28 protein-coding genes and 1 other annotated feature are annotated in these 24,339 nt (G+C 37.9%); of the genes, 21 read left to right on the top strand and 7 right to left on the bottom strand.

Translation table 11 applies throughout. The features are described 5' to 3' along the window. Positions 1 to 4: 4 nt before the first annotated feature. The 14 genes from RST01_RS12935 to RST01_RS16325 all read left to right on the top strand — a co-directional run bounded on the left by RST01_RS12935 (position 5) and on the right by RST01_RS16325 (position 8,764). Positions 5 to 658, top strand: a complete 654-nt coding sequence (locus RST01_RS12935; protein ID WP_147197398.1) for an adenylate kinase — start codon at positions 5 to 7, stop codon at positions 656 to 658. Positions 659 to 1,068: 410 nt separating this feature from the next. After that, entirely contained in the window at positions 1,069 to 1,287 is a 219-nt protein-coding gene (gene infA, locus RST01_RS12930; RefSeq protein WP_038179110.1) for a translation initiation factor IF-1, read from the top strand. 37 nt (positions 1,288 to 1,324) lie between these two features. Continuing rightward, the gene (gene rpmJ / locus RST01_RS12925; RefSeq protein ID WP_000868344.1) at positions 1,325 to 1,438 is read left to right on the top strand and encodes a 50S ribosomal protein L36; all 114 of its coding nucleotides are present in this window, start codon (positions 1,325 to 1,327) and stop codon (positions 1,436 to 1,438) included. A 23-nt stretch (positions 1,439 to 1,461) separates the two neighbouring features. Continuing rightward, positions 1,462 to 1,827: a 30S ribosomal protein S13 gene (rpsM, locus tag RST01_RS12920; protein ID WP_066790872.1), complete on the top strand. Its 366-nt coding sequence runs from the start codon at positions 1,462 to 1,464 to the stop codon at positions 1,825 to 1,827. A 25-nt stretch (positions 1,828 to 1,852) separates the two neighbouring features. After that, positions 1,853 to 2,242 (top strand): 30S ribosomal protein S11, encoded by a 390-nt coding sequence (rpsK, locus tag RST01_RS12915; RefSeq protein WP_066790867.1) that lies wholly within the window; start codon positions 1,853 to 1,855, stop codon positions 2,240 to 2,242. Between the two features lie 133 nt (positions 2,243 to 2,375). Beyond that, complete coding sequence (locus RST01_RS12910; RefSeq protein ID WP_066790865.1) at positions 2,376 to 3,320, top strand: DNA-directed RNA polymerase subunit alpha; 945 nt, start codon at positions 2,376 to 2,378, stop codon at positions 3,318 to 3,320. A 51-nt stretch (positions 3,321 to 3,371) separates the two neighbouring features. Next, entirely contained in the window at positions 3,372 to 3,752 is a 381-nt protein-coding gene (gene rplQ, locus RST01_RS12905; protein ID WP_066790864.1) for a 50S ribosomal protein L17, read from the top strand. Positions 3,753 to 4,144: 392 nt separating this feature from the next. Next, on the top strand, positions 4,145 to 4,990 hold the full coding sequence (locus RST01_RS12900) for an energy-coupling factor ABC transporter ATP-binding protein (RefSeq protein ID WP_147197396.1): 846 nt from the start codon (positions 4,145 to 4,147) through the stop codon (positions 4,988 to 4,990). After that, the gene (locus RST01_RS12895) at positions 4,966 to 5,838 is read left to right on the top strand and encodes an energy-coupling factor ABC transporter ATP-binding protein (protein WP_147197394.1); all 873 of its coding nucleotides are present in this window, start codon (positions 4,966 to 4,968) and stop codon (positions 5,836 to 5,838) included. Before RST01_RS12900 ends, RST01_RS12895 begins: the two co-directional genes overlap by 25 nt. Then, positions 5,835 to 6,638 (top strand): energy-coupling factor transporter transmembrane component T family protein, encoded by an 804-nt coding sequence (locus RST01_RS12890; protein ID WP_066790861.1) that lies wholly within the window; start codon positions 5,835 to 5,837, stop codon positions 6,636 to 6,638. The genes RST01_RS12895 and RST01_RS12890 overlap by 4 nt, the downstream gene beginning before the upstream one ends. Positions 6,639 to 6,658: 20 nt before the next feature. Next, positions 6,659 to 7,402: a tRNA pseudouridine(38-40) synthase TruA gene (gene truA, locus RST01_RS12885; protein ID WP_147197392.1), complete on the top strand. Its 744-nt coding sequence runs from the start codon at positions 6,659 to 6,661 to the stop codon at positions 7,400 to 7,402. A gap of 184 nt (positions 7,403 to 7,586) precedes the next feature. Continuing rightward, positions 7,587 to 8,024, top strand: coding sequence for a 50S ribosomal protein L13 (gene rplM, locus RST01_RS12880; RefSeq protein ID WP_066790859.1), 438 nt, complete (start codon positions 7,587 to 7,589; stop codon positions 8,022 to 8,024). A 21-nt stretch (positions 8,025 to 8,045) separates the two neighbouring features. Then, positions 8,046 to 8,438 carry a 30S ribosomal protein S9 gene (rpsI, locus tag RST01_RS12875; RefSeq protein WP_066790857.1) on the top strand — a complete coding sequence of 131 codons (393 nt, stop codon included), beginning with the start codon at positions 8,046 to 8,048 and terminating at the stop codon, positions 8,436 to 8,438. Positions 8,439 to 8,578: 140 nt separating this feature from the next. Beyond that, positions 8,579 to 8,764, top strand: a complete 186-nt coding sequence (locus RST01_RS16325) for a CPCC family cysteine-rich protein (RefSeq protein ID WP_147197390.1) — start codon at positions 8,579 to 8,581, stop codon at positions 8,762 to 8,764. Positions 8,765 to 8,981: 217 nt separating this feature from the next. Here RST01_RS16325 and RST01_RS12865 read toward each other — a convergent pair whose 3' ends face one another. The 3 genes from RST01_RS12865 to bla all read right to left on the bottom strand — a co-directional run bounded on the left by RST01_RS12865 (position 8,982) and on the right by bla (position 12,942). Beyond that, positions 8,982 to 10,364 carry an SMI1/KNR4 family protein gene (locus tag RST01_RS12865; protein WP_147197387.1) on the bottom strand — a complete coding sequence of 461 codons (1,383 nt, stop codon included), beginning with the start codon at positions 10,362 to 10,364 and terminating at the stop codon, positions 8,982 to 8,984. A gap of 159 nt (positions 10,365 to 10,523) precedes the next feature. Beyond that, positions 10,524 to 11,150: a VanZ family protein gene (locus tag RST01_RS12860; protein WP_147197386.1), complete on the bottom strand. Its 627-nt coding sequence runs from the start codon at positions 11,148 to 11,150 to the stop codon at positions 10,524 to 10,526. Between the two features lie 868 nt (positions 11,151 to 12,018). Beyond that, positions 12,019 to 12,942 (bottom strand): class A beta-lactamase, encoded by a 924-nt coding sequence (gene bla, locus RST01_RS12855; RefSeq protein WP_147197384.1) that lies wholly within the window; start codon positions 12,940 to 12,942, stop codon positions 12,019 to 12,021. A 290-nt stretch (positions 12,943 to 13,232) separates the two neighbouring features. Between bla and RST01_RS12850 the strand changes: the two genes are divergently transcribed. The 3 genes from RST01_RS12850 (at position 13,233) to RST01_RS12840 (ending at position 15,952) form a co-directional block, all read left to right on the top strand. Further along, positions 13,233 to 15,008: a BlaR1 family beta-lactam sensor/signal transducer gene (locus RST01_RS12850; RefSeq protein ID WP_371859451.1), complete on the top strand. Its 1,776-nt coding sequence runs from the start codon at positions 13,233 to 13,235 to the stop codon at positions 15,006 to 15,008. A gap of 28 nt (positions 15,009 to 15,036) precedes the next feature. Next, entirely contained in the window at positions 15,037 to 15,417 is a 381-nt protein-coding gene (blaI, locus tag RST01_RS12845) for a penicillinase repressor BlaI (protein WP_147197382.1), read from the top strand. A 145-nt stretch (positions 15,418 to 15,562) separates the two neighbouring features. Continuing rightward, a complete protein-coding gene (locus tag RST01_RS12840) occupies positions 15,563 to 15,952 on the top strand; it encodes a collagen-like protein (RefSeq protein ID WP_147197380.1) in 390 nt (129 codons plus the stop codon). 200 nt (positions 15,953 to 16,152) lie between these two features. On the opposite strand, the gene RST01_RS12835 is transcribed toward RST01_RS12840, so the two are convergent. Beyond that, positions 16,153 to 16,692, bottom strand: a complete 540-nt coding sequence (locus RST01_RS12835; RefSeq protein WP_147197378.1) for a PadR family transcriptional regulator — start codon at positions 16,690 to 16,692, stop codon at positions 16,153 to 16,155. A 46-nt stretch (positions 16,693 to 16,738) separates the two neighbouring features. Beyond that, on the bottom strand, positions 16,739 to 17,926 hold the full coding sequence (locus tag RST01_RS12830) for a YhgE/Pip domain-containing protein (RefSeq protein ID WP_147197377.1): 1,188 nt from the start codon (positions 17,924 to 17,926) through the stop codon (positions 16,739 to 16,741). Positions 17,927 to 18,249: 323 nt separating this feature from the next. Next, positions 18,250 to 18,464, top strand: a binding site (T-box leader). 45 nt (positions 18,465 to 18,509) lie between these two features. Here RST01_RS12830 and proS point away from each other — a divergent pair. The 3 genes from proS (at position 18,510) to salA (ending at position 21,913) form a co-directional block, all read left to right on the top strand. After that, complete coding sequence (gene proS, locus RST01_RS12825) at positions 18,510 to 19,946, top strand: proline--tRNA ligase (protein ID WP_147197375.1); 1,437 nt, start codon at positions 18,510 to 18,512, stop codon at positions 19,944 to 19,946. A 118-nt stretch (positions 19,947 to 20,064) separates the two neighbouring features. Continuing rightward, positions 20,065 to 20,778: an N-acetylmuramoyl-L-alanine amidase CwlD gene (gene cwlD / locus RST01_RS12820; RefSeq protein ID WP_147197373.1), complete on the top strand. Its 714-nt coding sequence runs from the start codon at positions 20,065 to 20,067 to the stop codon at positions 20,776 to 20,778. 70 nt (positions 20,779 to 20,848) lie between these two features. Further along, positions 20,849 to 21,913, top strand: coding sequence for an iron-sulfur carrier protein/transcriptional regulator SalA (salA, locus tag RST01_RS12815; protein ID WP_147197371.1), 1,065 nt, complete (start codon positions 20,849 to 20,851; stop codon positions 21,911 to 21,913). A gap of 47 nt (positions 21,914 to 21,960) precedes the next feature. Here salA and gerD read toward each other — a convergent pair whose 3' ends face one another. After that, the gene (gene gerD / locus RST01_RS12810) at positions 21,961 to 22,578 is read right to left on the bottom strand and encodes a spore germination lipoprotein GerD (protein ID WP_066790833.1); all 618 of its coding nucleotides are present in this window, start codon (positions 22,576 to 22,578) and stop codon (positions 21,961 to 21,963) included. 148 nt (positions 22,579 to 22,726) lie between these two features. Here gerD and RST01_RS12805 point away from each other — a divergent pair, with 148 nt between their 5' ends. Next, entirely contained in the window at positions 22,727 to 23,449 is a 723-nt protein-coding gene (locus RST01_RS12805; RefSeq protein ID WP_147197369.1) for a KinB-signaling pathway activation protein, read from the top strand. Between the two features lie 41 nt (positions 23,450 to 23,490). Here RST01_RS12805 and RST01_RS12800 read toward each other — a convergent pair whose 3' ends face one another. Continuing rightward, entirely contained in the window at positions 23,491 to 24,123 is a 633-nt protein-coding gene (locus tag RST01_RS12800; protein WP_066790831.1) for a hypothetical protein, read from the bottom strand. Positions 24,124 to 24,339: the final 216 nt, after the last annotated feature.

The following is a 24,339-nucleotide window of genomic DNA, read 5'->3' as shown; positions in this document are numbered from 1 at the left end:
CCGTATGAATATTGTTTTAATGGGTTTGCCAGGTGCCGGAAAAGGTACGCAAGCAGATAAAATTGTTGAGAAATACGGTATCCCTCATATTTCTACAGGTGATATGTTCCGTGCCGCTATTCAAAACGGTACAGAATTAGGGTTGCAAGCAAAGTCATTCATGGATCAAGGAGCATTAGTTCCTGATGAAGTGACAATTGGCATTGTTCGAGAACGCTTAAGCGAAGCTGATTGTGACAAAGGATTTCTACTTGATGGATTCCCGCGTACAACAGCACAAGCTGAAGCTTTAGATCAAATTTTAGCTGACCTAGGCAAAAAGGTTGAACACGTGATTAACATCGAAGTTGAACAAGATGATTTAGTCAAACGATTGACTGGCCGCCGTATCTGTAAAGTATGTGGATCCTCTTATCATCTTATTTTCAACCCTCCAAAAGAGGCGGGAATATGTGATAAAGACGGTGGAGAGCTTTACCAACGGGCAGATGATAATCCGGAAACGGTTAACAACCGCCTTGAAGTGAATATTAAGCAATCTCAACCGTTGCTTGACTTTTACCGAGAAAAACATATTTTAACTAACATTAATGGTCAGCAAGATATCAATGATGTATTTGCTGAGGTTGATGCTCTTTTAAAAGGTAACCGCAACTAATACCCGCCAGAGGGCGCAGATATCTGCAACCGCGGGAGTATGCGGTAGCATGACGGAATGATATTTTCGAGAGCTGCAAAAGCATATTGTACCCGGTCTATACGCCAATGAATAATAGAATAGATAAGTTGGGATTCTTTATTTAGGGTGGTATAATGGGTTTCGTGGAAAAGTATCTGTGTAAACGGGTATGCAGGATCTCATCTAAAGTAGCCGGGGAACGTGTGGGTATCAGGGCCATCCTGTGGCACATAGTCTTGGTTCGAGAAGCGAAGCCTGATGAGCGTCTTTCGAACATCTCTCATATAGTCTAAACATATGTTGAGCAAGCAGGCTACTGTTGCAACAAATTCTGCAGAATTTGATCATAGATCTGAATTGCATATATATATAGAAGGGAGACAGGGTCGATGGCGAAAGACGATGTAATTGAAATCGAAGGCACAGTTGTTGAAACTTTGCCAAACGCGATGTTTAAGGTAGAATTAGAAAATGGTCATACAGTGCTTGCCCATGTATCGGGTAAAATTCGTATGCACTTTATTCGAATCCTGCCTGGAGATAAAGTAACAATTGAACTATCTCCGTATGACTTAACTCGCGGTCGTATCACATACCGTTTTAAATAATCTTTTGCACTCCGGACCACTAAGGAGGTTAGGTTAGATGAAAGTGAGACCATCTGTGAAACCGATCTGCGAAAAATGTAAAGTTATTCGCCGACGCGGTAAAGTAATGGTAATTTGCGAAAATCCTAAGCATAAACAAAAACAAGGATAATTCCAAGGAGGTGTACATCATACATGGCACGTATTGCTGGTGTTGATATTCCACGCGAAAAACGCGTTGTAATTTCATTAACATACATTTTTGGTATCGGAAACACTACTGCTAAGAAAGTTCTTGCAGATGCTGGTGTTTCAGAAGATGCTCGTGTTCGCGATTTAACTGAAGACGAATTAAACAAAATCCGTGAACAAATTGATAAATACAAAGTAGAAGGTGACTTACGTCGCGAAACTTCTCTTAACATTAAACGATTAATGGAAATCGGTTCTTACCGAGGTATCCGTCATCGTCGTGGCTTGCCTGTTCGAGGACAACATACTAAAAACAATGCTCGTACTCGTAAAGGTCCACGTAAAACTGTAGCTAACAAGAAAAAATAATAGGTAAAGGAGGTTTCTTCTTAACATGGCACGTAAACAACAAACTCGTAAACGTCGTGTGAAAAAGAATATCGAATCCGGTATCGCACACATCCGTTCTACATTTAATAATACAATTGTAACCATCACTGACATGCAAGGTAATGCTGTTTCTTGGTCTTCAGCTGGTGCACTAGGATTTAGAGGTTCACGTAAATCTACACCATTCGCTGCACAAATGGCTGCTGAAACTGCTGCTAAAACGTCTATCGAACATGGTTTAAAAACTTTAGAAGTAACTGTTAAAGGTCCTGGTGCTGGTCGTGAAGCTGCTATCCGTGCACTACAAGCTGCTGGCTTAGATGTGACTGCAATTAAAGACGTAACTCCAGTTCCTCATAATGGTTGCCGCCCACCAAAACGTCGTCGTGTATAATAGTTGCAACTCACTAACGTATTGAGTACACTTTTTATACGCAATTAGAATATAATCATTTTGATTGGTTAGCATTCGATTTTATGATGGAAATAATACCATATATTCGATGTTTTGAAGGAGGGTAAATTGAATGATCGAAATTGAAAAACCAAAGATTGAAACCGTTGAGATCAGCAATGATTTAAAATACGGCAAATTTGTTGTAGAACCACTTGAACGTGGGTATGGAACTACTTTGGGTAATTCACTACGTCGTATCCTTCTGTCTTCTTTACCAGGAGCTGCTGTAACTTCAATCCAAATTGACGGCGTACTTCACGAATTCTCTACTATTGAGGGTGTTGTAGAAGATGTTGCATCAATTATTTTGAACATTAAAAAGCTAGCTTTGAAAATCTATTCCGATGAAGAAAAAGTTATCGAAATTGATTTTAAAGGTAACGGAGCAGTAACTGCTGCTGATATTACTCATGACAGTGATGTAGAAGTATTGAACCCAGATCTATACATTGCAACGGTTGCTACTAACGGCCATCTTCGTATGCGTATGTATGCGCAACGCGGACGTGGATATACTTCAGCTGATCAAAACAAACGTGAGGATCTTCCTATCGGCGTGATCCCGATCGACTCTATTTACACTCCAGTTTCACGCGTCAACTATACAGTTGAAAATACTCGTGTTGGACAATCATCTGATTACGACAAACTTTCACTTGATGTGTGGACAGATGGCAGCATCGGTCCAAAAGAGGCGATTTCGCTCGGAGCTAAGATTTTAACCGAGCATTTAAACATCTTCGTTGGTTTAACGGATGAAGCAAAAACTGCTGAAATCATGGTTGAAAAAGAAGAAGACCAAAAAGAAAAAGTTTTAGAGATGACGATTGAAGAACTTGATCTTTCTGTCCGTTCTTACAACTGCCTAAAACGTGCTGGCATTAATACTGTCTTAGAACTTGCTAACAAGTCTGAAGACGATATGATGAAAGTTCGTAACTTAGGACGTAAATCATTAGAAGAAGTTAAATACAAGTTAGAAGAGCTTGGTTTAGGATTACGAGAAGAAGACTAAGCGTATATAAAATAACTTAGATCAGTAAGTGTATAAAGGAGGGAAATATCCATGGGTTACAGAAAACTTGGACGTACAAGTTCTCAACGTAAAGCGATGCTGCGTGATTTAGCAACTGACTTAATCATCAATGAACGCATTGAAACTACAGAAACTCGTGCGAAAGAATTACGATCAGTAGTTGAAAAAATGATTACTTTAGGTAAACGCGGTGATTTGCACGCACGCCGTCAAGCTGCTGCATTCATCCGTCGTGAAGTAGCTACTTCAACAGATGCTGAAGGTAATGAATCAACAGTTTTTGCACTTCAAAAATTGTTTGATGATGTAGCACCTCGCTACGCTGACCGTCAAGGCGGTTATACTCGTATTATGAAAGTTGGACCACGCCGCGGTGATGGTGCACCAGTCGTTGTAATTGAATTAGTTTAAGTATAACGATTAATTGAGGGTGTAATTGTTCATCATATTTTGAACTGACTTACACCCTCTTTTTTCCAAATAGAAGATTTATACGACAAATTTAAAAGCTGAGTGTTATGATGAGCAGCACCTTATGCTGTCTCGTTTAGCTCTACGTACCCCGTTCCCGTTAAAGGCCTGAGCAACCTTTTTACGTGAGATCTCAAAGCGCATTTCTCTGAATGGGGTGCGCGCTTTTTTATTTATAATAGCTGGATATCTGAATCGACTTTTGCCTTAATGGACAAAGTCGTATTTTTTTACACTTTAAAATGTTTGACTAGCATTCATACATAAAACAATGTAAGTTAAGAATGAGTTGAGCAGAGCCAAGAACAGTTTAGCGAGAGGAGTATAAACACATGCGAGCAATACTAACATTGAACAACGTTACGTTTACATATGCCCCTGAAGACAGTTCAATTAAGAATGCGATTGAAGATGTCTCATTTAGTGTTCAAGAGGGCGAGTGGATTGCCATTGTAGGGCACAATGGATCAGGTAAGTCTACGATTGCCCGTCTTATTAATGGATTAATTTTTCCTCAAAATGGAACGGTAGAAGTAATTGGAGAACCACTAAACGAGGATAACTTGTGGAATAGCCGCTCTCAAATTGGAATGGTATTTCAAAATCCAGATAACCAATTTGTCGGTGCAACAGTTCAAGATGATGTTGCGTTTGCATTAGAGAATAATGGTGTGCCACATGATGAAATGGTGAAGCGTGTTAGAGAAGCTCTAAAGCAGGTGAATATGGATAGCTTTTTGAATCATGAACCAAGTCATCTATCTGGAGGTCAAAAACAGCGTGTAGCTATTGCGGGCGCTCTTGCGTTGCAACCTAGAATGCTTATTTTGGATGAAGCTACGTCTATGCTTGATCCTCAAGGAAGACAAGAAGTGCTATCTATTGTACGAGAACTACGCGAGAAAACAGGGTTAACAGTTTTGTCTATTACGCACGATTTAGAAGAAGCCATGATGGCAGACCGCTTATTATTTATGAATGGCGGAAAGAAATTTGCAGAAGGAACGCCGTCTGAGATTTTTGCAATGGGTGATCAATTAGTGAAATTGGGTCTTGATTTGCCTTTTGCTTTAAAGCTGGGTAAGCTTTTGCAAATAAACGGTGTTAACCTTAGCGGCGAACCTATGACAGAAGAAGAGTTGGTGAATGATTTATGGATATCAAACTTCAAAAATTAAGCTTTGCCTATGCCCCTGGCACACCGTTTGAAAAAAGGGCTTTATTTGATGTGGATTTAGCCATAGCTTCTGGTAGCTATCAAGCGATTATTGGACATACTGGTTCTGGTAAATCAACAATCCTTCAACATCTCAATGCTTTATTAAAGCCTACGGAGGGTTCTATACAGATTGGTGATAAAGTAATTACGGCAGGCAAAAAAGAAAAAGATTTGCGGCCGATTCGCCAAAAGGTAGGGATTGTTTTTCAGTTTCCAGAACATCAATTATTCGAGGAGACGGTGCTAAAGGATATTATCTTTGGGCCGATGAATTTTGGTGTCCCTGAAGAAGAAGCTATGGAAAATGCTCGTGACTTGGTCAAGTTGGTTGGTTTGCCAGAAGCAGTGCTAGAAAAGTCGCCATTTGATTTATCTGGCGGACAAATGCGCCGTGTGGCAATTGCTGGCGTGTTAGCAATGGAGCCTGATGTCATTGTCTTGGACGAACCGACGGCAGGGCTTGACCCTAGAGGGCGTAAAGAAATTATGGACTTATTTTATCAACTACACCAAAAACGCAATTTAACCACTATTCTTGTCACACACAGTATGGAAGATGCCGCTCGCTATGCGGACCAAATTGCTATTATGCATGAAGGGCGATGCGTTTTAACAGGGACGCCAAGAGAAATCTTTAGCGATATCGAAACACTGTCAAATTACCGTCTCGAAGTTCCGCAGATTATTCACTTTCAGAAGCAGCTAGAACAAAAGGCAGGCTTCTCATTTCCAAAATTATGCCTTACAGAGGAAGAGTTTGCATCAATGATTTCTGAATGGCTTCAAGAAAGGCGGAATCAATCATGATGGATAAGCTTATATTTGGCCGTTTCATCCCGGGTGACTCTTTTGTCCATAGGTTGGATCCACGAGCAAAGCTTATATTTGTATTTGCCTTTATCTTTATTGTTTTTATCGCGAATAACACAGCTACGTATGCTGCGTTGCTCATCTTTACAATACTAATTATTCTGTTGTCTAGAATTAAGCTTTATTTTTTGATCAATGGTTTAAAGCCCATTTTGATTTTAATGGCGTTCACTTTCTTCTTGCATATTTTCTTCACCAAAGAAGGGGATATACTTTATCATTGGAAGTTTATTACGATTTATGAAGAAGGCCTCCGCCAAGGGATCTTCATTTCCGTCCGTTTTTTAGTACTTGTTTTTGTTACGACGGTTTTAACACTGACGACTTCACCTATATCCATTACGGATGGTATGGAAGTGTTATTAAACCCATTGAAAAAATTAAAGTTGCCGATTCATGAATTGGCATTGATGATGTCCATTTCTCTACGCTTCATCCCTACTTTAATGGACGAGACAGATAAGATTATGAAAGCACAAACAGCAAGAGGTTCAGACCTTACATCAGGACCAATTAAAGAGCGTATAAAGGCTGTTGTCCCATTATTGGTGCCATTGTTCGTCAGTGCCTTTAAACGTGCTGAGGACCTTGCTACGGCTATGGAAGTACGCGGTTATCGCGGCGGAGAGGGAAGAACGCGTTACCGCCAATTGAAATGGCACGTTAGAGATACAATTGCCGTGCTATCAATTGTTGTAATGGGTGCTGTGTTGATTTATTTGAGAAAATACAGTTAAAGATATAGGAGAATGGACAGATGGAAAAAAGGTTGAAAGCGACCATTGCCTATGACGGTACAAACTTTTCTGGTTATCAAGTGCAGCCCAATCAGCGCACAGTACAAGAAGAGCTAGAAAAAGTCTTAACAAAGATGCATAAAGGAACCAAAGTAAATGTTACGGCAAGCGGCAGAACAGATGCCAAGGTACATGCGACAGGGCAAGTAATCCACTTCGATACATCATTGGATATTCCACTTGATAGTTATAGAAAAGCACTAAATGTCCAATTGCCGACAGATGTTCGTATAAAAGAGATGGAAGAAGTACCTGAGGATTTTCATGCACGCTATAAGGTAGTGAGTAAGAGATATCGCTACATATGGTCCTGTGAAGCCATACAAAGCCCTTTTAGGCGATTTTACGTCACGCCTACTAATGGAGTAAGGCCTGATATTAAAAAGATGATAGAAGCAGCTCAGCACATTATTGGCACCTATGACTTTTCTTGCTTTTGTGCAGCGAATACGAGTGTAAAGGATAAAGTGCGTACAGTCACTCTATTAGAATTTGAATGGCATCAGGATGAGTTGCACATGGTGATTGAAGGGAATGGATTTTTGTACAATATGGTACGAATTATAGCAGGTACTTTATGGGAAGTTGGGACCGGAAAAAGAAATCCAGAACAATTGCCTGAGATCATCGCTTCAATGAATAGAGGGAATGCCGGCAAAACTGCGCCAGCACAAGGTTTGTACCTTGAAAAAGTGAGCTATTAAAGCGAAAGCAACATGACCAGGTGTTTTTCTTGAAATGCTTGACTTATAATTCTATTTGGGTTAAGATGACATATGGTATTTTCATTACCCCACAAGATAAGCCCCGAATCTTAGCTTTTGAGGATAAAGAAAACAATTGGAACAGACAATAGAACAATCATTTGAATTGTAGGAGGATACTAAAATGCGTACAACATTCATGGCTAAAGGTCACGAAGTAGAACGTAAATGGTTAGTAGTAGACGCTGAAGGCCAAACTCTTGGTCGTTTAGCTTCTGAAGTAGCTGCTATTTTACGTGGTAAACATAAAGCAATCTATACACCAAACGTTGATACAGGTGATCACGTGATCATCATCAATGCAGACAAAATCGAATTAACTGGTAACAAATTAAGAGACAAAATTTACTACCGTCACACTCAATTTGCTGGTGGTTTGAAACAACGTACTGCTGGTGAAATGAAAGAAAAATACCCAACTCAAATGCTTGAGTTAGCAATTAAAGGCATGCTTCCTAAAAACACTTTAGGTCGTCAAATGTTCGGCAAATTGCACGTATACACAGGTTCTGAACACCCACACGCTGCACAAAAACCAGAAGCTTACGAGCTTCGCGGATAATAATTAGAGGAGGATACAACCTTGGCACAAGTTCAATATATCGGCACAGGCCGTCGTAAAAGCTCAATTGCCCGCGTACGTTTAGTACCAGGCGAAGGCAAAATCGTTATTAACAACCGTGACGTTGAAAACTACGTCCCATTCGCATCACTACGCGAAGTAATTAAACAACCATTAGTAGCAACTGAAACACTAGGTAGCTACGATATTCACGTAAACGTAAACGGCGGTGGTTTCACTGGCCAAGCTGGCGCAATCCGCCACGGTATTGCTCGTGCGTTGCTAACAGTTGACCCTGATTTCCGTCCAGCACTTAAATCAGCAGGTTTACTAACTCGTGACCCACGTATGAAAGAACGTAAAAAATACGGTCTTAAAGGCGCTCGTCGTGCACCTCAATTCTCAAAACGTTAATTTTGGCGTTTCAAGACTCTCAGTCATTTGGCTGGGGGTCTTTTTTATTGTTGAAACTTTTTTGCAGTATTAACAAACTATGTGATGGACTTCCGATATAATGAATTATACTTGTAGGAGCAGAAGGCAGTTTCTATGTAATGGCTAACGAGTATATATCTAAACTCATATCAGGAATAGTGGGGAGTCATATTGTGGTTGAAGGTCACGCAGAAAGATTTCTACCTTGTTCTTGCTGTAATTATGAGACATTAGTACAGCGAGGGGAATATGGTATTTGTCCAGTCTGCTTCTGGGAGGATGATGGTAACAATAAGCAGGTGTAGTAGGCCCGATCAAAGGACGTTCTCAGAAAGTAGAAGAAACTTTGTTACATATAGAGCTTGCTCAGATTAAGTTAAATCAGTAACCTCAAACAGAAATGAAATCTATAACAAGGCTGAGTGAGAGGAAACGTATAGATATATAATTTTAGATAGGAGATTACAAGGAGAAGAGCCCGCTTTTAAAGCGAGCTCCGTTCATTATAGAGGTATACACAACTTAGGCTTCTTGTAACTTATTTATAACTTCTTCTGAATATGAATCAGTAAACCGAATAATACCGTGGTCCTGTATAATCCGTCCTTCTTTTTTGCGGACATCCAGCCAATCTGTAATGAAAGAGGGAGCATATCCACCTTGACCAAATTCTCCGCCAAATGCGATTATTTTGGGGTAGGCTGCCACATATTGATCACGACTGGTGTCTGGATAGGACTTCGTATACAACCAGAATTGGGCATCATACATGAGATACGATAATTCATCAGCTTGAAAAGAAAAATTGCCTTTCTCTTCACAAATCTGTGTACAGATAGTGCGGATTTTCTGTTCAACTTGGTCTACTTCGATTACCCTTGAGCACAGTTCCTCAAGCAGAGGAGAAAATTTGCCATGTGCTACTTTATCCAGATCTTCTTCTTTGTCTTCCTCAGAAGTATCATATTCTTCATCGTTCACAAGGCCTTTGATAAACTCTTCAAAGTTATCGGCAAGGAAGGTAATTTCATAATCGTCTTCTTGATCGACATGAACAACTTCTGGTTCACCATCTATACCGCAAGCTCGATAGTCTAACATAACAACATCATGTCCGGCTGAAGGACAATCACAAATTACAACACCAATGTCAGGGTATCCCCATTCATCAATCATAAATTGGCTACCTAAGTCTCCACACAAAGAATAGCTTTTCTTACGGCCAATTCCCATGATTCCTGTAATGGCAATATGATCCTCTGCCCAGGAAGTGGGATCCTTTGTTGGGAAGTTGGTGTTGTTCGGCACACCGCCATTCCGTTGCTTCATCAAATCAATATAAGAAGAAGGAAGCTTGTATCCAAGCTCTTTCTCTATCGAATCAATTAAATCATCTGTCGGTAGCTCAGATTGATAAGACTCTCTCGCATACTCGCTCTCCTCCCAGAAATTAGCTAAAAACATATCCGAAAAAAGAACTTTCCCATTGACTGATTCGCCACGTGCCATGGAAGCTTTCTTTTTGGAAAGGCGAAGTTTTTCTCTTTTCTGCTTCTCCGCTTTTTGGCTGCTCCGTGTTAAAAAATACTCTGTATATTGATCTCCAGGGTCTAGTTGATCAGCTCTGCTGAAGGCTTGAGCCGATTCCTCATAACGCTTTAAATAATATAAAGCAAACCCTACCCGATAATGCCAGAGAGAATCCTGTTTGCCAGCCTCAGAAATTTTATCAAAGTGATAGAGCGCTTCTTCGTAAAGCCCCATATTGGTATAGGCTCTGGCCAAAAGGCTGATTGAGTCATAGTCCTGTTCTTCATCAGAAATTGTTAAAAGGAAATCGATAATTCGTTGATGTTCATCTGATTCATGCCACTCGTTTAATTGATCAATTAACTTTTGTTCCATTTCTACCTCCCAATAATTTATAAAATAAATTCATATGTATCTGGTTATATATCATCGTAAATGATAGAAAATGCTGCAGCTGAACATCCCAATTATACTTAAACCTAAGCACAAAATTACAAGTGCAAAAAAGAATGTTTACAAGATTAAATATCTCCTTCAATATTTGTTCCTAAATCGCTTTCTTAAAATTTTTAAAACTGGTAAACAAAGTATATATCCGATAAGAAAACTCACATTATATAAAAATATATCGGCTAAGTCGAAAATACCGACTTTTAATTGAGCTTGTAAATATTCGATTAAAATTGCAAACACTTCAAAAGCAATTAATCTCTTCATAAACGTTTTTAATATGTTTGTGTATGCTAATAAAAAGTACATTGGTAAAAATATTAAGAGATTAATAACCATAACAATCAGTGAAAAATTATCACTTTTAATATCAGAAATAAATCCAAACGGATTCCAGGCATATAATCCAATTTCCGCGGAATATTGCTGATCAGGGCGAAGTAAGCCTAATACTAAAACCAGTAGATAGAGTGCCAGGAGTATATATCTATCAGTTTTAGTGTCCAGGTTAAATATGATGCTCAATAATACATAGACAGTGAAAGTTATTATAAAAATTGCTAAGATGTTCTTTTCAATATTCTCCATGTTAGCAAAAAACATAGGCAAGATATTCATAAATAATCCTACATATAGCAAGACACCTGCTATAACACTGATTAAAAATAACAAAATCTTCATCATCTTTTTTGATGTTACCGACTCAATCACAATCGCTCTCTTTCTTTTAAATTTTTAAACTAAGAAGACTCAAACTCTATTAAATGCCTTTTTTAGGACAACTCCACCCTATCATGAATAAAAAAAGTTTTCAAAAAATTTATCAAAGTATATATAGTTGTACATTTGTAATCTCCTCTGCATCGTCATTTATGTGAAAGGAGCATTCGTTTTAAATAAAGAGGTTGCAAAGAAGCTTGCTCAATTAATTACAGGGGAATTAATGCCAGAACGGAGGGCAGAAAATTTTGCTGTTGCATTCTTTTTTGTTTATTTAGTAATCCAGACACTGTGTAACACGTAGAAATATTGCATAAAGAACAGAAGAGATCACTATTTCTATAAAGGCAGTTATGATGATTGAACAGTTTTACCATATGTTACAATTAGGCTGATTTATCATTATAATTTATACATATTATAGAAACTTGTGTAAGGGATGATTGCTTCTCTAATCGAGAAAAGGATAACAATAAACTCATTTTAAAATGGAGGGAAAATAATGACGAAAGAAGTTAACACGACTGGATGGGATGCAGTTGATGAAGCAGTAACGAAGTTATATGGGGAACAGGAACCAAAGCATTATGGTACGGTGCTTTCTTGATTTAATAACAGGATCTTTGTGTGAATCACTGTGTCCAAACCATTTCTCGAAGTACCGAGAAAGGGTATTTTGATTATTTATGAGTAAATTTGAATAAACCAAGAATTAATGGCCGAGTAACATATGGATAAATAATTAAGAAACCCAACTAACTTCCATAAGAAAGTAGCTGGGTTTTAAAAATAAAATCTATAATAAACATGGCCAAGTATAACCATGATGAACGGAAAGATCTCAGTCCTATTTTGTATATTATTTTAAAGCGTTTACTACAACTTTCGCAGCTTTTGCAATAAGAGCATCATCATAGGTTGCGTCCTTCGTATTGCGAGAAGAAAGGATAGCGATTACTATTGGTTTTCTATCGGGTGGCCAAACAACAGCAATGTCATTACGTGTTCCGTAGCCCCCTGCTCCACTTTTATCAGCAACAACCCAATCCTTAGGTACACCTGCACGTATTAATGTGTCCCCTGTGGCGTTCCCAACTAGCAAATCGGTTAGGAGTGCCTTCTTCTTTGTAGGAAGTACATCACCAATCACGAATTTTTGAAGATTTGATGCAAGTGCTCTCGGTGTACTTGTATCACGAAGGTCTCCGGGAGTGGTAAGGTTTAATTCAGGTTCCAAACGATTAGACTGTGTTACCTTATCTCCCATCTTCCTTAAGGCTTTTTCAAATCCATTAGGACCTCCTAATTCATTGAAAAGTAGGTTTCCTGCTGTATTGTCACTATACCGGATAGCAGCAGTCGCAATATCCTTCACTGTCATTCCTGTATCTACGTATTTCTCAGTGATAGGTGAATAGGTGACCAAATCTTCCTTAGTGTAAGTGATAATCTTATCAAGATCCTTCATGGATTTTTGCTTAAGCATGGCACCTGTGGCAAGTGCTTTGTAAGTAGAAGCAAAAGCAAATCGTTCATCTGATTGATAGCTGATACTCTTTTTTGTTTTCGTATCAATCGCATAAACACCAAGACGGGCATCGAACTCACTCTCCAGCTTTTTGAAAGCTTCAGTATGCGTGCCTTTTTCCTTAGTGGTTTTATGCTCAGGTGAAGCAGCAGAAGAATTAGTTGCATTCGTGCAACCAGCTAGCAGGATTAAACCTAGCAAAGATAAAAAGAGGGTTTTATTTAGTCTACATAATATATTCGTTAATTTCTTCAAGTTATAACCTCATTTCTATTTCATCATTATTGTCTTAAATAGATTAAATCGTCTCCACCTTTCAAATCATATGTATTACACGTGTAATACAATACTACAACTGTAATCCTTGTTGGTCAACCTTTTTTAACAAGAGGGGAATTACAGAATGCATAAGTAGAAAGGGGGTTTGATAAACCATAACCGTCATGATAATATTTGAATATTACAGTTGTAGTTTTAGAGAGAATTTATTTAACTTCTTCGAATGAATAAAAGATAGACGTATTTTGTTTTAATTGGACATGGAGGTGAAAACATTGCTTTTTACATACTTCATCATTTGTTTTATAGTTTCTTCTTTAACGGTTATAGGAATTATGCTGGGAAGGAAGATTTTCCAAAAGCAGTTATCTGTAAAAGGGAAATATCATATGTGGTTTTTATTGATGGTGGCCTTGATTCTGCCATTTCTTCCTTTTCAGTTACTGCCTATTAAATATCCTTCTATCGATTTGGGTGTCAACCGACATAATGAACAAAAACCAGTGTTGGCGAATACTGAATATGCTCAGCATTCGAATTGGATACAGGATTATTCCTTATCTATTCATCGCATTAATATAGAATTTCTGGGGACGGTATTAACTTATATATGGATCGCAGGAATGCTAGTTATGTTATGGCTAGCAATAATTGCTTGGCTTGATATAAAGAAAATTAAACGAACAACATCCCCCTTAGTAAATAAAGATATACTGTTTTTATTTGAACAGTGCAAAAAGCAATTAGGTATATCGGGACAGATAGCAGTAGGGGAGTCAAAGCTTGTCAATTCTCCGATGATAATAGGTCTTCTAAGAAATTATGTTGTATTGCCTTCTAAATTTGATCAATGGCTGTCAAAAGATGAAATCAAATATATTTTTCTACATGAACTTAATCACTATAAATATAAAGATACAGTTGTAAATTACCTTATCCTCTTTTTCCAAATTATTTACTGGTTCAATCCACTAGTTTGGCTAGCTTTTCGAAAGATGAGATTGGATCGGGAAATCACCTGCGATTATGCAGTTTTAGCTTCCTTAGATGAGAATTATCACAAAGAATATGGGCTGACAATTATCCATTTTATAGAGAAAGTCTCGCAGCAGAAAAACCTAATTTTAGCCAATCAATTTAATGGCTTCAAAAAGCAAATGAAAAGCCGTATAGAGCATATTGCTTGTTATACAAAGGAATCGAAGCTTTTGAAACTGAAGAGTATAGTGGTTTTTATGATGTTAGGCATATTGGTGGGGAGTCAGGTTCCATTCATTTCAGCTATGGCTCAGAACCAGAATCGTTATGAGTTTACGAGTGAAAAGACTAGTTATTTGGATCCGAGTAATCTTTTCAAGGGGTATGATGGAAGCTTTGTCTTATACGATAACCAGGCTGACCAATATAAAATATATAATAAAAATAGAAGTACACTTCGAGTTTCTCCGGATTCTACTTACAAGATTTATAGTGCATTAATTGGATTGGAGTCCGATATTATATCAGGTGAAAATTCTAGCCTAAAATGGAATGGGACCAAGTATCCTTTTGATTCTTGGAATTCAAAACAAAATTTGTCGACTGCGATGAAAAATTCAGTGAGCTGGTATTTTCAAGAGTTAGATAGGCGCAATCAGACTGCAATCATTGAATCTTATTTAAAACGAATGAAATATGGCAATTCCGACATGTCGGGCGGAATCAGTCAATATTGGCTAGAATCATCTTTAAAAATATCACCAGTTGAACAAGTACAGTTATTAAAAAAATTCTATACTAATCGGCTAGGGTTTAAGGATAAAAACGTCCAAGCGGTTAAAAAGGCAATCAAACTCGAGCAAAAAAATGGGGTACTGCTTTCTGGGAAAACGGGTACAGGCGCTGTCAATAACAAAGAAGTGAATGGTTGGTTCATTGGATATATTGAGAATGGGAAAAATACGTATTTCTTTGCAACCAATATTCAGAGAAAAGAAAAGGCATCGGGTAAAAAGGCGGCAGAAATAACTTTGTCCATTTTAAAGGACATGGGGATATATTAATTATTGATCTACTAAAGGAGGTTGTATGATGTCTAAAAATATTCCCAATATATCAGAGTCTGAATGGGAAGTGATGACGGTGCTTTGGAAAGAGGCGCCGCTTACTGCAAATGATGTAATCTCCGCCCTACAGAAACGAACTGATTGGAAATCAAAAACAATACGTACGCTCTTAGATCGTCTTGTTAAAAAAGAAGTCGTGGGAGTAAATAAAGAACAAAGGGTGTATACCTTTTTTCCGCTGTATGAGCAGGATGAATGTCAGCGTGCTGAGGCAGAATCGTTTATTAAACGTATTTATGGCGGCACACTGAAGTCTATGTTAGTACAGTTTATTCAGGAGGATAATTTATCTGAAGAGGATATAAAGGAATTAAGATCAATCCTAGATCCGAAGCAAAAAAAATAAAAACAGTAAGAATGCCCATATATCAGGGTATTCTTTTTTTATTTTGTATCAATTGGTACTCTATTTGATCTGAGAGTAATTGAACACAAAAGGACAATACAACATACACTACTTTAGAGTTTTATTTAAGGTGGTGATTTTTAAAATGAATAATCCATTCCAATTTCCAAGTTTCCCTGGGTCATCAGGAATGCCAAGTTTTCCAGGGTCTTCATTTCCAGGAATACCGGGGATACCAAGTTCTCCAGGACCATCATTTCCTGGAACGCCAGGCACTTCACAGGCACCAACTGCTCCGCCCCCATCATTTACTCCGCAACAGTCAACAACTGTTTCGCCATTAGCCGTAGATCCAGGAGCAATTAGAATGTGTCTGTTCCGTAATACGTACGTATGGCTAAACAATGGTGACGCATTTTGGTACTATCCTGTTTTCGTAGGTTCAAGATCCGTTTCAGGTTTCAGATGGACTGGTTGGACCTGGGTGATTTTTGGTATTGATACAAGGAGAATTAGCTCGTTTACGTGTTTTTAAAAACAATATTGCCTGGGCCTTGGTAGAATGAGCCATCGTATCATTATCTTGTTTGATGTACAAAATTGAACATGCATATTTATCAGAAAAACCTCTTTCTGTTATAGCAGCGGAAAGAGGTTTGATATATAAGTTCTTATCAATTAATGTTAGAAAAAAGCCAGTTCTCCTTTATTAGGAAAACTGACTGCTTTCATCTGTTATAGCTGCCCTTGTTGAATTCGATTAATTAGTTCCTCAAGCCAGAGAATCGTGTGTTCCGTTTTAGTTGATACATAACCTGTCATGTAGTTTACAAACTTCTCACTATCTTCATCTAGCTCAATCTGGTCTTTGAACCCAATTACGTGCGCCCATTGGCTTTCAATAGTTCGAGCTTTCTTTTCTAATATCTCTATTACTTTTTCTCGGTTCACATATTTGATATTTGCTATGCCCACGACCATATCTGTAATTTCTTTGGCATTCTCAAATAACTTGTATATGAGCTTGGGCAGCTCTTCGCGACCTTTTTCGGTAATCGCAAAAACTTGCTTATCTGGTCGATTTTCTTCTTTTTTAATTTCAATAATTTCAATCAACCCTTTTTTAGCTAGGGAGTCAAAATTATAATATAGCTTACTTTCTGTTAATCCAGCTATTTGATCTAATGGAATTGGATCGGATAGGTGTTTTTTTAATTTATAAGGGTAGTTGGCACCCTCCATCAGTTTGCTCAATATAAAGATTTGAATAGACATTACTAACACTCCTTCAAGAAGCATGTTAACTCTATTGTAACAAAAACTAGATAGTTGCTTCAGACGAATTCTTTAATTTGTCTGTTTCAGTGGAAGATTCCTCTACTGGGATAGGTTTGTGAATAAATGCAACAATCCCAATGTTAATCAACATAGCAGCTGCACCGACTGCAACCATTGACCAAATATATGGACTTGCACTGATACTTCCGTATAAGTCAGCAAAGTATCCTTGTACAGAGTAATACATTGGTGAAATATAGCTCATCCATTTATAAGGCAAGTACATCATATCGCGGGAAATAGTCGCGCCGTTTGCTAGTGTTTGAATGAGTAAAATTGGTAAGTTGAAAATCATGCCTACTTCTCCAACTAAAAAGATTAAAATAGCCGTGAAGTTGAAGCAGACCATGTAATTAAGAATTTGGTGTCCTAATACGCTGAAGAATAGGCTACCGCTCGGTTTATTAATTAAATATGCAATCCCTGTACCGGCTAGTGATGATACTACTGCCACTAACAATGCTGTTAATTGTACATAGCAGAATGAGCGAGTTTTACTTGCTTTTCCACGACTGCCCTTGAATACGCCTACTAATTGCATGGCACCAATCATCGCACCTGTATAACCAGCCATCGTTAAGAACATTGGCAACATGTTATTATTCATACCATCTGGCATCTCGTTAATTTTTACGACGTTTCCTACATACGACGTTTCAATCTTTTTAGCTAATTCAGCCGCTTGCTCTTTTGGTACATTCACGTTCATTAGAATGCCTTCTGCTGTCTGTTGAGAAAATTGAGTGCTAAATTGGTTATTGATTGCCGTAATGACAGAATTGATAGAAGAGGAAACGGTTGTAGCTCCGGCTTCATTGATTGTAAAGTCGATGCTTGAAGATGTTTCACCTTTTTGCATATTCTTAGAGAATGTTTTTGGAATGTGTACAACTAACGCTAAATCATTATGCTCTAAATCCTTTAAGGCTTTTTTATTTGTTAAATCCATTTCAATTTTTTTAAACGGTAACTTCTCTTGTAACTGATCGGCAATCTTTGCACCGTATTCACCAGAATCATCATTAACTATGGCAATTGGTAATTTATCTATATTTCCTGGGATTGCTGAATAGCCAGGCAAGAAGATCCCTAACATGGCAACCGCATAAAAAATGCCCATGAATATGGCTCCGATTGCCCCTTTTGTTTTTAAGAATTGAGTAAACTTCATTTGTTGAATCCTTCCTTTTGCTAAATTCATTTATGCTTTATTTAAAATACTTTAATCAAAGTACTTTTTAAAAAGTATGTTAGTAGTTTATTTTAATTTAATCAGAAAGTCAATTGAAAAACGTGTTATTATCGTGAACCATTTGATAGAAGAACCAATTATAAAACCCCCTATCCATCGTCGAAAGTAACGGTAGGGGGAGCAGACTTATAAATCTTCTATCCATATTAGAAAAAGAATATGTTAATATGGTATACAAATTAGCATTTGTGTTGATACTAATGATTGAAGTATCTGAAACAAGTTGATATATTTGTTTATATATATAATCAGTGAAGTGATCAAGTAAATAAGAATTGTGAACCAGAAAGTATAGCCTAGGCTGGAAGCTATATCACCTCTTCTTATTGAACCCTGCCACGGAGATGTTAGTGAAAAGCTAACCGAGTCGTTTCGTTATAAACGTTTAGAGGGCATAAAGTTTATTTACGCCGAACTAAGGTGGTACCACGTCTACTAGCATAAAGACGTCCTTATTTGGACGCTTTATGCTTTTTTTATTTTTTCTAAGGAGGAAAAGAAAATGTCTCAAATGACAAACAATTTTTCAAAATGGTATATTGATACAATTCAAAAAGCAGATTTGATTGATTACACTCCAGTACGTGGATGTATTGCATTCAAACCTGACAGCTATGAGATATGGGAACATATCCAAGCGGAGATGGATAAACGATTTAAAGAAACGGGGCACCGCAATGCATACTTCCCAATGTTAATTCCTGAATCTTTCTTCCAAAAAGAAAAGGACCATATTGAGGGATTTTCACCAGAGCTTCCTTGGGTGACAGAAGCAGCAGGAGAAGAATTAGAAGAGCGTTTGGCATTACGTCCAACTTCTGAAACGATGATTGGCCATTTATATTCAAACTGGATTAAAAGCTACAGAGACCTTCCAGTTTTAATTAACCAATGGGCAAATGTATTCCGTTGGGAAAAGAAAACTCTTCCATTCATTCGTACATCCGAGTTCCTGTGGCAAGAAGGTCATACTGCACATGTAGATGAAGAAGAAGCACGCAAAGAAACGATGCAAATGCTATCTATATATAAAGAGGTAGTTGAAGGACTTCTTGCTATCCCTGTTTATGATGGGCAAAAGACACCATCAGAACGTTTTGCTGGTGCGGTTGATACTTTCTCTATTGAAGCGATGATGAAAGACGGAAAAGCTGTACAAGCGGGGACTTCTCATTATTTAGGTACAAAATTTGCGGAAGCATTTGATATCAAATACTTGAATAAAGAAAACAAGCATACTTACGTGCATACAACTTCTTGGGGAACATCTACACGTTTGATTGGTTCTGTTATTATGGTTCACGGAGACGAAAAAGGCCTTGTCTTGCCACCAAAGATAGCACCTACACAAGTGGTGCTTATTCCGGTCGGTCCATGGAAAAAGAATCCTGCCATTATTGAGAAACTCGATGAAATTTTCGCAGCATTGAAAGCGAAAGGTATTCGTGTTCGTCTGGATGATTCAGATCAATCGCCCGGCTATAAATTTAATGAATGGGAGCTGAAAGGTGTTCCTGTCCGTATTGAGCTAGGTCCTCGTGACTTAGAAAATCAGCAAGCTTTAATGAAAGCACGCGATGAGGATGAAAAAGTCTCGGTATCTTTAGATGCTGTCATTGAACATGTAGAAAAAGAACTTGAAATGATGCAAAAGCGTCTTTTAGAAAAAGCAAAAGCTTTCCGAACAGAGAATTCACACACGCATATTGAAACATTAGATGATTTAACAACCCATTTAGAAAAGTCTAAAGAACAAGAAACCATTCCTGGTTGGGTTTTAGCTGGCTGGTGTGGAGATGATGCGTGTGAAGAAACGATAAAAGAAAAAACAAAATTCACTACGCGAAACATACCATTCAATCCGCCAACAACAAAGCATACATGCTTAAATTGTGGCAAAGAAGCAAAACATACAGTGTGGTTTGCCCGCGCTTATTAATACTAATAAACAAAGCCCCTTTCTCATACAGCAGAGAAGGGGTTTTTGTTTTGCTTATGCTACCGACATATCGGGACAGTCTTCCGCATATGGTATGGTAAAAAGGTGGTGTCTGTGATTGAAACGTTGGATGATATGGAGTGTTGTTTTAGTAGCTTGTATTTTCATAGTTGTGTATGAGACCAAAGCATCTAATCGCGGATTCTTTATTTCCGAGACCTTGGGTGGTGTCAAGATAGCATTGGATGCGGGGCATGGGGGGATTGATGGAGGGGCGTCTACAGATAAGTTGATTGAAAAAAATGTAACGTTGGCTATTACGAAAGAAGTGGAAAAGCTTTTAAAGAAAAAAGGCGCAATGGTATATATGACAAGATCAAAGAATGATGATGTGATCGCCGAGCATACACCTAAAGCTGAATTTAACACTTTGAGAGAACGCAAAAAGCAAGACATATTCTTAAGAGAAAAATTAGTGAACAAGGAAAAACCGGATTTATTCCTAAGCATACATGCAAATGCTATTCCTGAAACAAAGTGGCGCGGAGCTCAAGTGTTTTACCATGCGAATGGGCATCCAGCAGGAGAATTGTTAGCTAATTCTATCCAAGACTCCATCAAGGAGAACCTAAAAAATACAAATCGTGAGGCACTAGCAATAAAGCAAGTATATTTGCTGAAAAAAGTGAAAATGCCAGCTGTATTAGTTGAAACCGGCTTTTTAAGTAATCCTGAAGAAGCAGAGCTATTGTCTTCTCCTGATTATCAACGAAAAATGGCGGAAGCTATTGTGAATGGCATTGAACGTTATTCTGAATCCTCTATTGAATAAGATATGCCATAATACTTATTTGTAAGCGTTATGATATACTAAAGGCAAACGCAATAGAGGAGTGTCTACAGTGATTAATGAACAACAAGTTCTGGAATTAGTGGGAGCATTAAAAGATCCTTTTCTACATAAATCCTTAAAGGAAACTGGTGGGGTTTTAGAGGTTTCAATTAAAGAAGAGAAAGAACATGTCAGTGTAAAAATTGCGATTGCGAAAACAAATACACCTGAACAACTTTCTCTTCAAATGGAAATCGTCAATACATTAAAGGAAGCAGGATTTAAAACAGTCGGCATCAGATTCCAAGAACTTCCTCAAGAAAATATCGAGCAATTCCGTGGAACTGCCACTCGTGCAGAAGCACAGGATTTGTTATCGCCTTTAAATAAAGTGAAATTCATCTCCATTGCGTCAGGTAAAGGCGGAGTGGGGAAATCTACTGTCGCTGTCAATTTAGCGGTTGCTTTATCACGTTTAGGGAAAAAAGTAGGCTTAATTGACGCAGATATCTATGGCTTTAGTGTACCGGATATGATGGGTGTACAAACTATGCCAATTGTAGAAGAGAATCGTATAATCCCTGTGGAACGATTTGGAGTAAAAATGATTTCAATGGGCTTCTTTGTCGAAAATAATGCACCAGTTGTATGGCGCGGACCTATGCTAGGCAAAGTATTGGATCAATTCTTCCGTGATGTTGAGTGGGGAGATTTAGATTACTTATTATTAGACCTTCCTCCTGGCACTGGGGATGTTGCGCTTGATATTCACCAAATGTTGCCTGAATCAAATGAAATCGTTGTAACAACGCCACACCCAACTGCAGCATTCGTAGCAGCTCGTGCTGGTGCTATGGCTATCAAAACAGAGCATACAATTCTTGGTGTGATTGAAAATATGTCTTGGTTCCAATCTGATGTATCAGGTGAAAAAGAATATGTATTTGGAAAAGGCGGCGGTCCAAAGCTAGCCGATGAATTGCGAACTGATTTACTTGGCCAAATACCTTTAGGACAACCAGATTGGAATGAAGTTGATTTTGCGCCATCTGTTTATGCCAAAAATCATTCAACAGGTCAAATTTATTTAGAAATTGCACAGCGTGTAAGTGATAAATTAGAGCAAGCAGATTAAGGTAAAAAAGTAGGGATGAAGCTAAATGCTTCATCCCTTTTTCATGCTTACTTACCGCCAACTCCTTTACCGGAGCCGCCGCCACCGCCACCTTGGCCACCATCACTGCCGCCACCGCCATCTGAAGACTTAGACTTTTCTCCTGACGATTCAATTAGCTTTGCCCACTTTTCTTGTAGCATTGGGCTTTTTATGACTTCAGCAATCACTTTTTCTAAATCTTCTTTAGAGCTTGCTGATTTCATGATTTTTTCTAATTGTTTTTGCATATCGGGTTGAGAGAAAAATTGTTCCAAGTCTTTTTGGAAAGAGGCATCCTTCATTAAATCTTTCAGGAGATCCTTTTGTTCCTTTTTCAAGCTTTTAGCAAATGTTTCGCGGAATTTAGGATCTTCAAATTGGGTTTTCCAATATTCTTCGGCCTTTTTAGAAAGCAATGTGTCCTCTATAGCAGAATTGACATCATCATGCTCGAGCACAAGCATATCCTTCATGGCCGGATCTTCTAGAAGTTTTCGTATGACCTTTTTTCCTTCCTCTGTTTGCAATGCATCTAGAGTGGATTTTTTTATATCTTCATACGATTGGCTTTGAGGAGGAGCAGCAGCGGAACAACCTGTTAAAAGAGCAAGAAGAAATGTAAAGATAATGGCTTTTTTATACATAACCTTCCCTCACTTTTGTGTATCAGTCGTTTCATTTATTGTTCACAAAAGCCCGTGTAATATGTATGGGGAACGAGAAGAAATAGATTTTTTAAATATTCATGTTAGAATGAAACAAGAACTTCTAAAAAAATGGAGGACACTCGTTGTGACGATACGTAATTGGTTGAAGTTTGCTTTAAGAGCGTTGATTATAGGCGGCTTGGTCACTGGGGTTATGAGTTTAATCGTTCGGTGGGGAAATTTTTATGGACCGCATTTTTCTAATGGTGAACTAACTGAAGCAATCAGCGGCTTATTGTGGTTTGTATTTCTTGGATTTACAATTAGCATGGTTTGCCAAATGGGGTATTTTGCCTATCTGACGGTGCATCAAATCGGGGTAAATATTTTCCGCTCATTAACTTTGTGGAATTGGGTACAACTATTGTTGATGATTATAGCGATTGCAGATGTGGTCTATTTCCGTTTTAGGCCATATGCCGATACTGCAAATGATTGGTTCCTATACATAGGTTTATTAGCGGTATTATTAGTAGCTGCTTTTTTGACGGCTATCAAAAAAGTCAAAATGACGAATAAAAAGCATATCCTTATCTCCGCTTTATTTTTCATGGTTTTTGTAAGTATTATCGAATGGTTGATTGCGCTTTGGGTTCGTACTGAAGGAGGCAATCAATATATCACGATTTTATTATTCCCAATTTTGGCTGTTAATGCATTCCAACTACTGGAGTTACCTAAATATAATGCACAATCAGCAGCTGATTTGAAGAAAAGGGAAGAGCGCCGTAAAGAACATAATGCCAACGCTACAAAACAACAAGCGAATAATCAACAAACAAACCGCAAAAAAGCGAAACAAAAGTAAAGAAAGGCTATTTCCCTGGTTATGGTGAAATAGCCTTCTTTCTATTTAGGATACTTTTTAGTGGTTGCGGAATAACCAAAAATAACTTCTTCAATTTGTCCAAATTGGTTACTCTCAATTAGTCGCTCTAAGTTTTTTATGGTGATTCTTTCTTCTTGATGATAAGGGATGGCAATAATGTCTCCGTTTGAAACCTTTATTTCTTTTGAATTTGTGCCCATTTTAGACGCTGCTAACATATTGATCTTTTGTTTCCATAAAGCATTTGAAACGTTTGGCAGGAAGATGTAATCTTTCGTTCTGAACCAAAGTGGAGGTTGTTTCATAATGGTGTTGAACAATTCTATATCTTGTTCCAGTTGAGATGGGTTTTCCTCATATATTTCACTGCTTTTGCCTAATAAACCAACAGGAATGTTTTTAGACTTAATGACTTTTACGAGAGTTTTAGAACGTTCTAATAATGCTGGGTCTACCATTAATAATGGGTAAGGAGATTTTGTTTCGTTTAGCCATTTGATAAATTCCTCGTCGGCATATGAAAGATCAATTGTTAATGCCTTTCCGTATGTTCCCTTTAAAATAACGTTTGGCTCATCTGTTAACCGAAATACACTAAGTAAATTGTTTTTAGTCGGAATAAAGACGAGTAGAATAGCTAACATTACTATCATCAGTAGCAGTATTCTTTTAATCAGTATGCTCACCTCCAAAGTATATATATGTTAGAGGCTTGTATTTTAAAACTTTATAAAAAAATAGTTGACTCATTTATAGTAAGAGAGTATAGTTGTTAACGTTGACTCGTCAAAATGAGCAAGACTGATAGTAAACGACTTAAATTATTTTAAAAAAGTTGTTGACTAATGATTTTAACCATGATAAGATAG

Origin of the sequence: Rummeliibacillus stabekisii, assembly GCF_007988965.1 — a bacterium.
Taxonomy (GTDB): Bacteria; Bacillota; Bacilli; order Bacillales_A; family Planococcaceae; genus Rummeliibacillus; species Rummeliibacillus stabekisii.
Note: the sequence above shows the minus strand (reverse complement) of the source record. Positions and strands in the feature narration are given on the sequence as shown.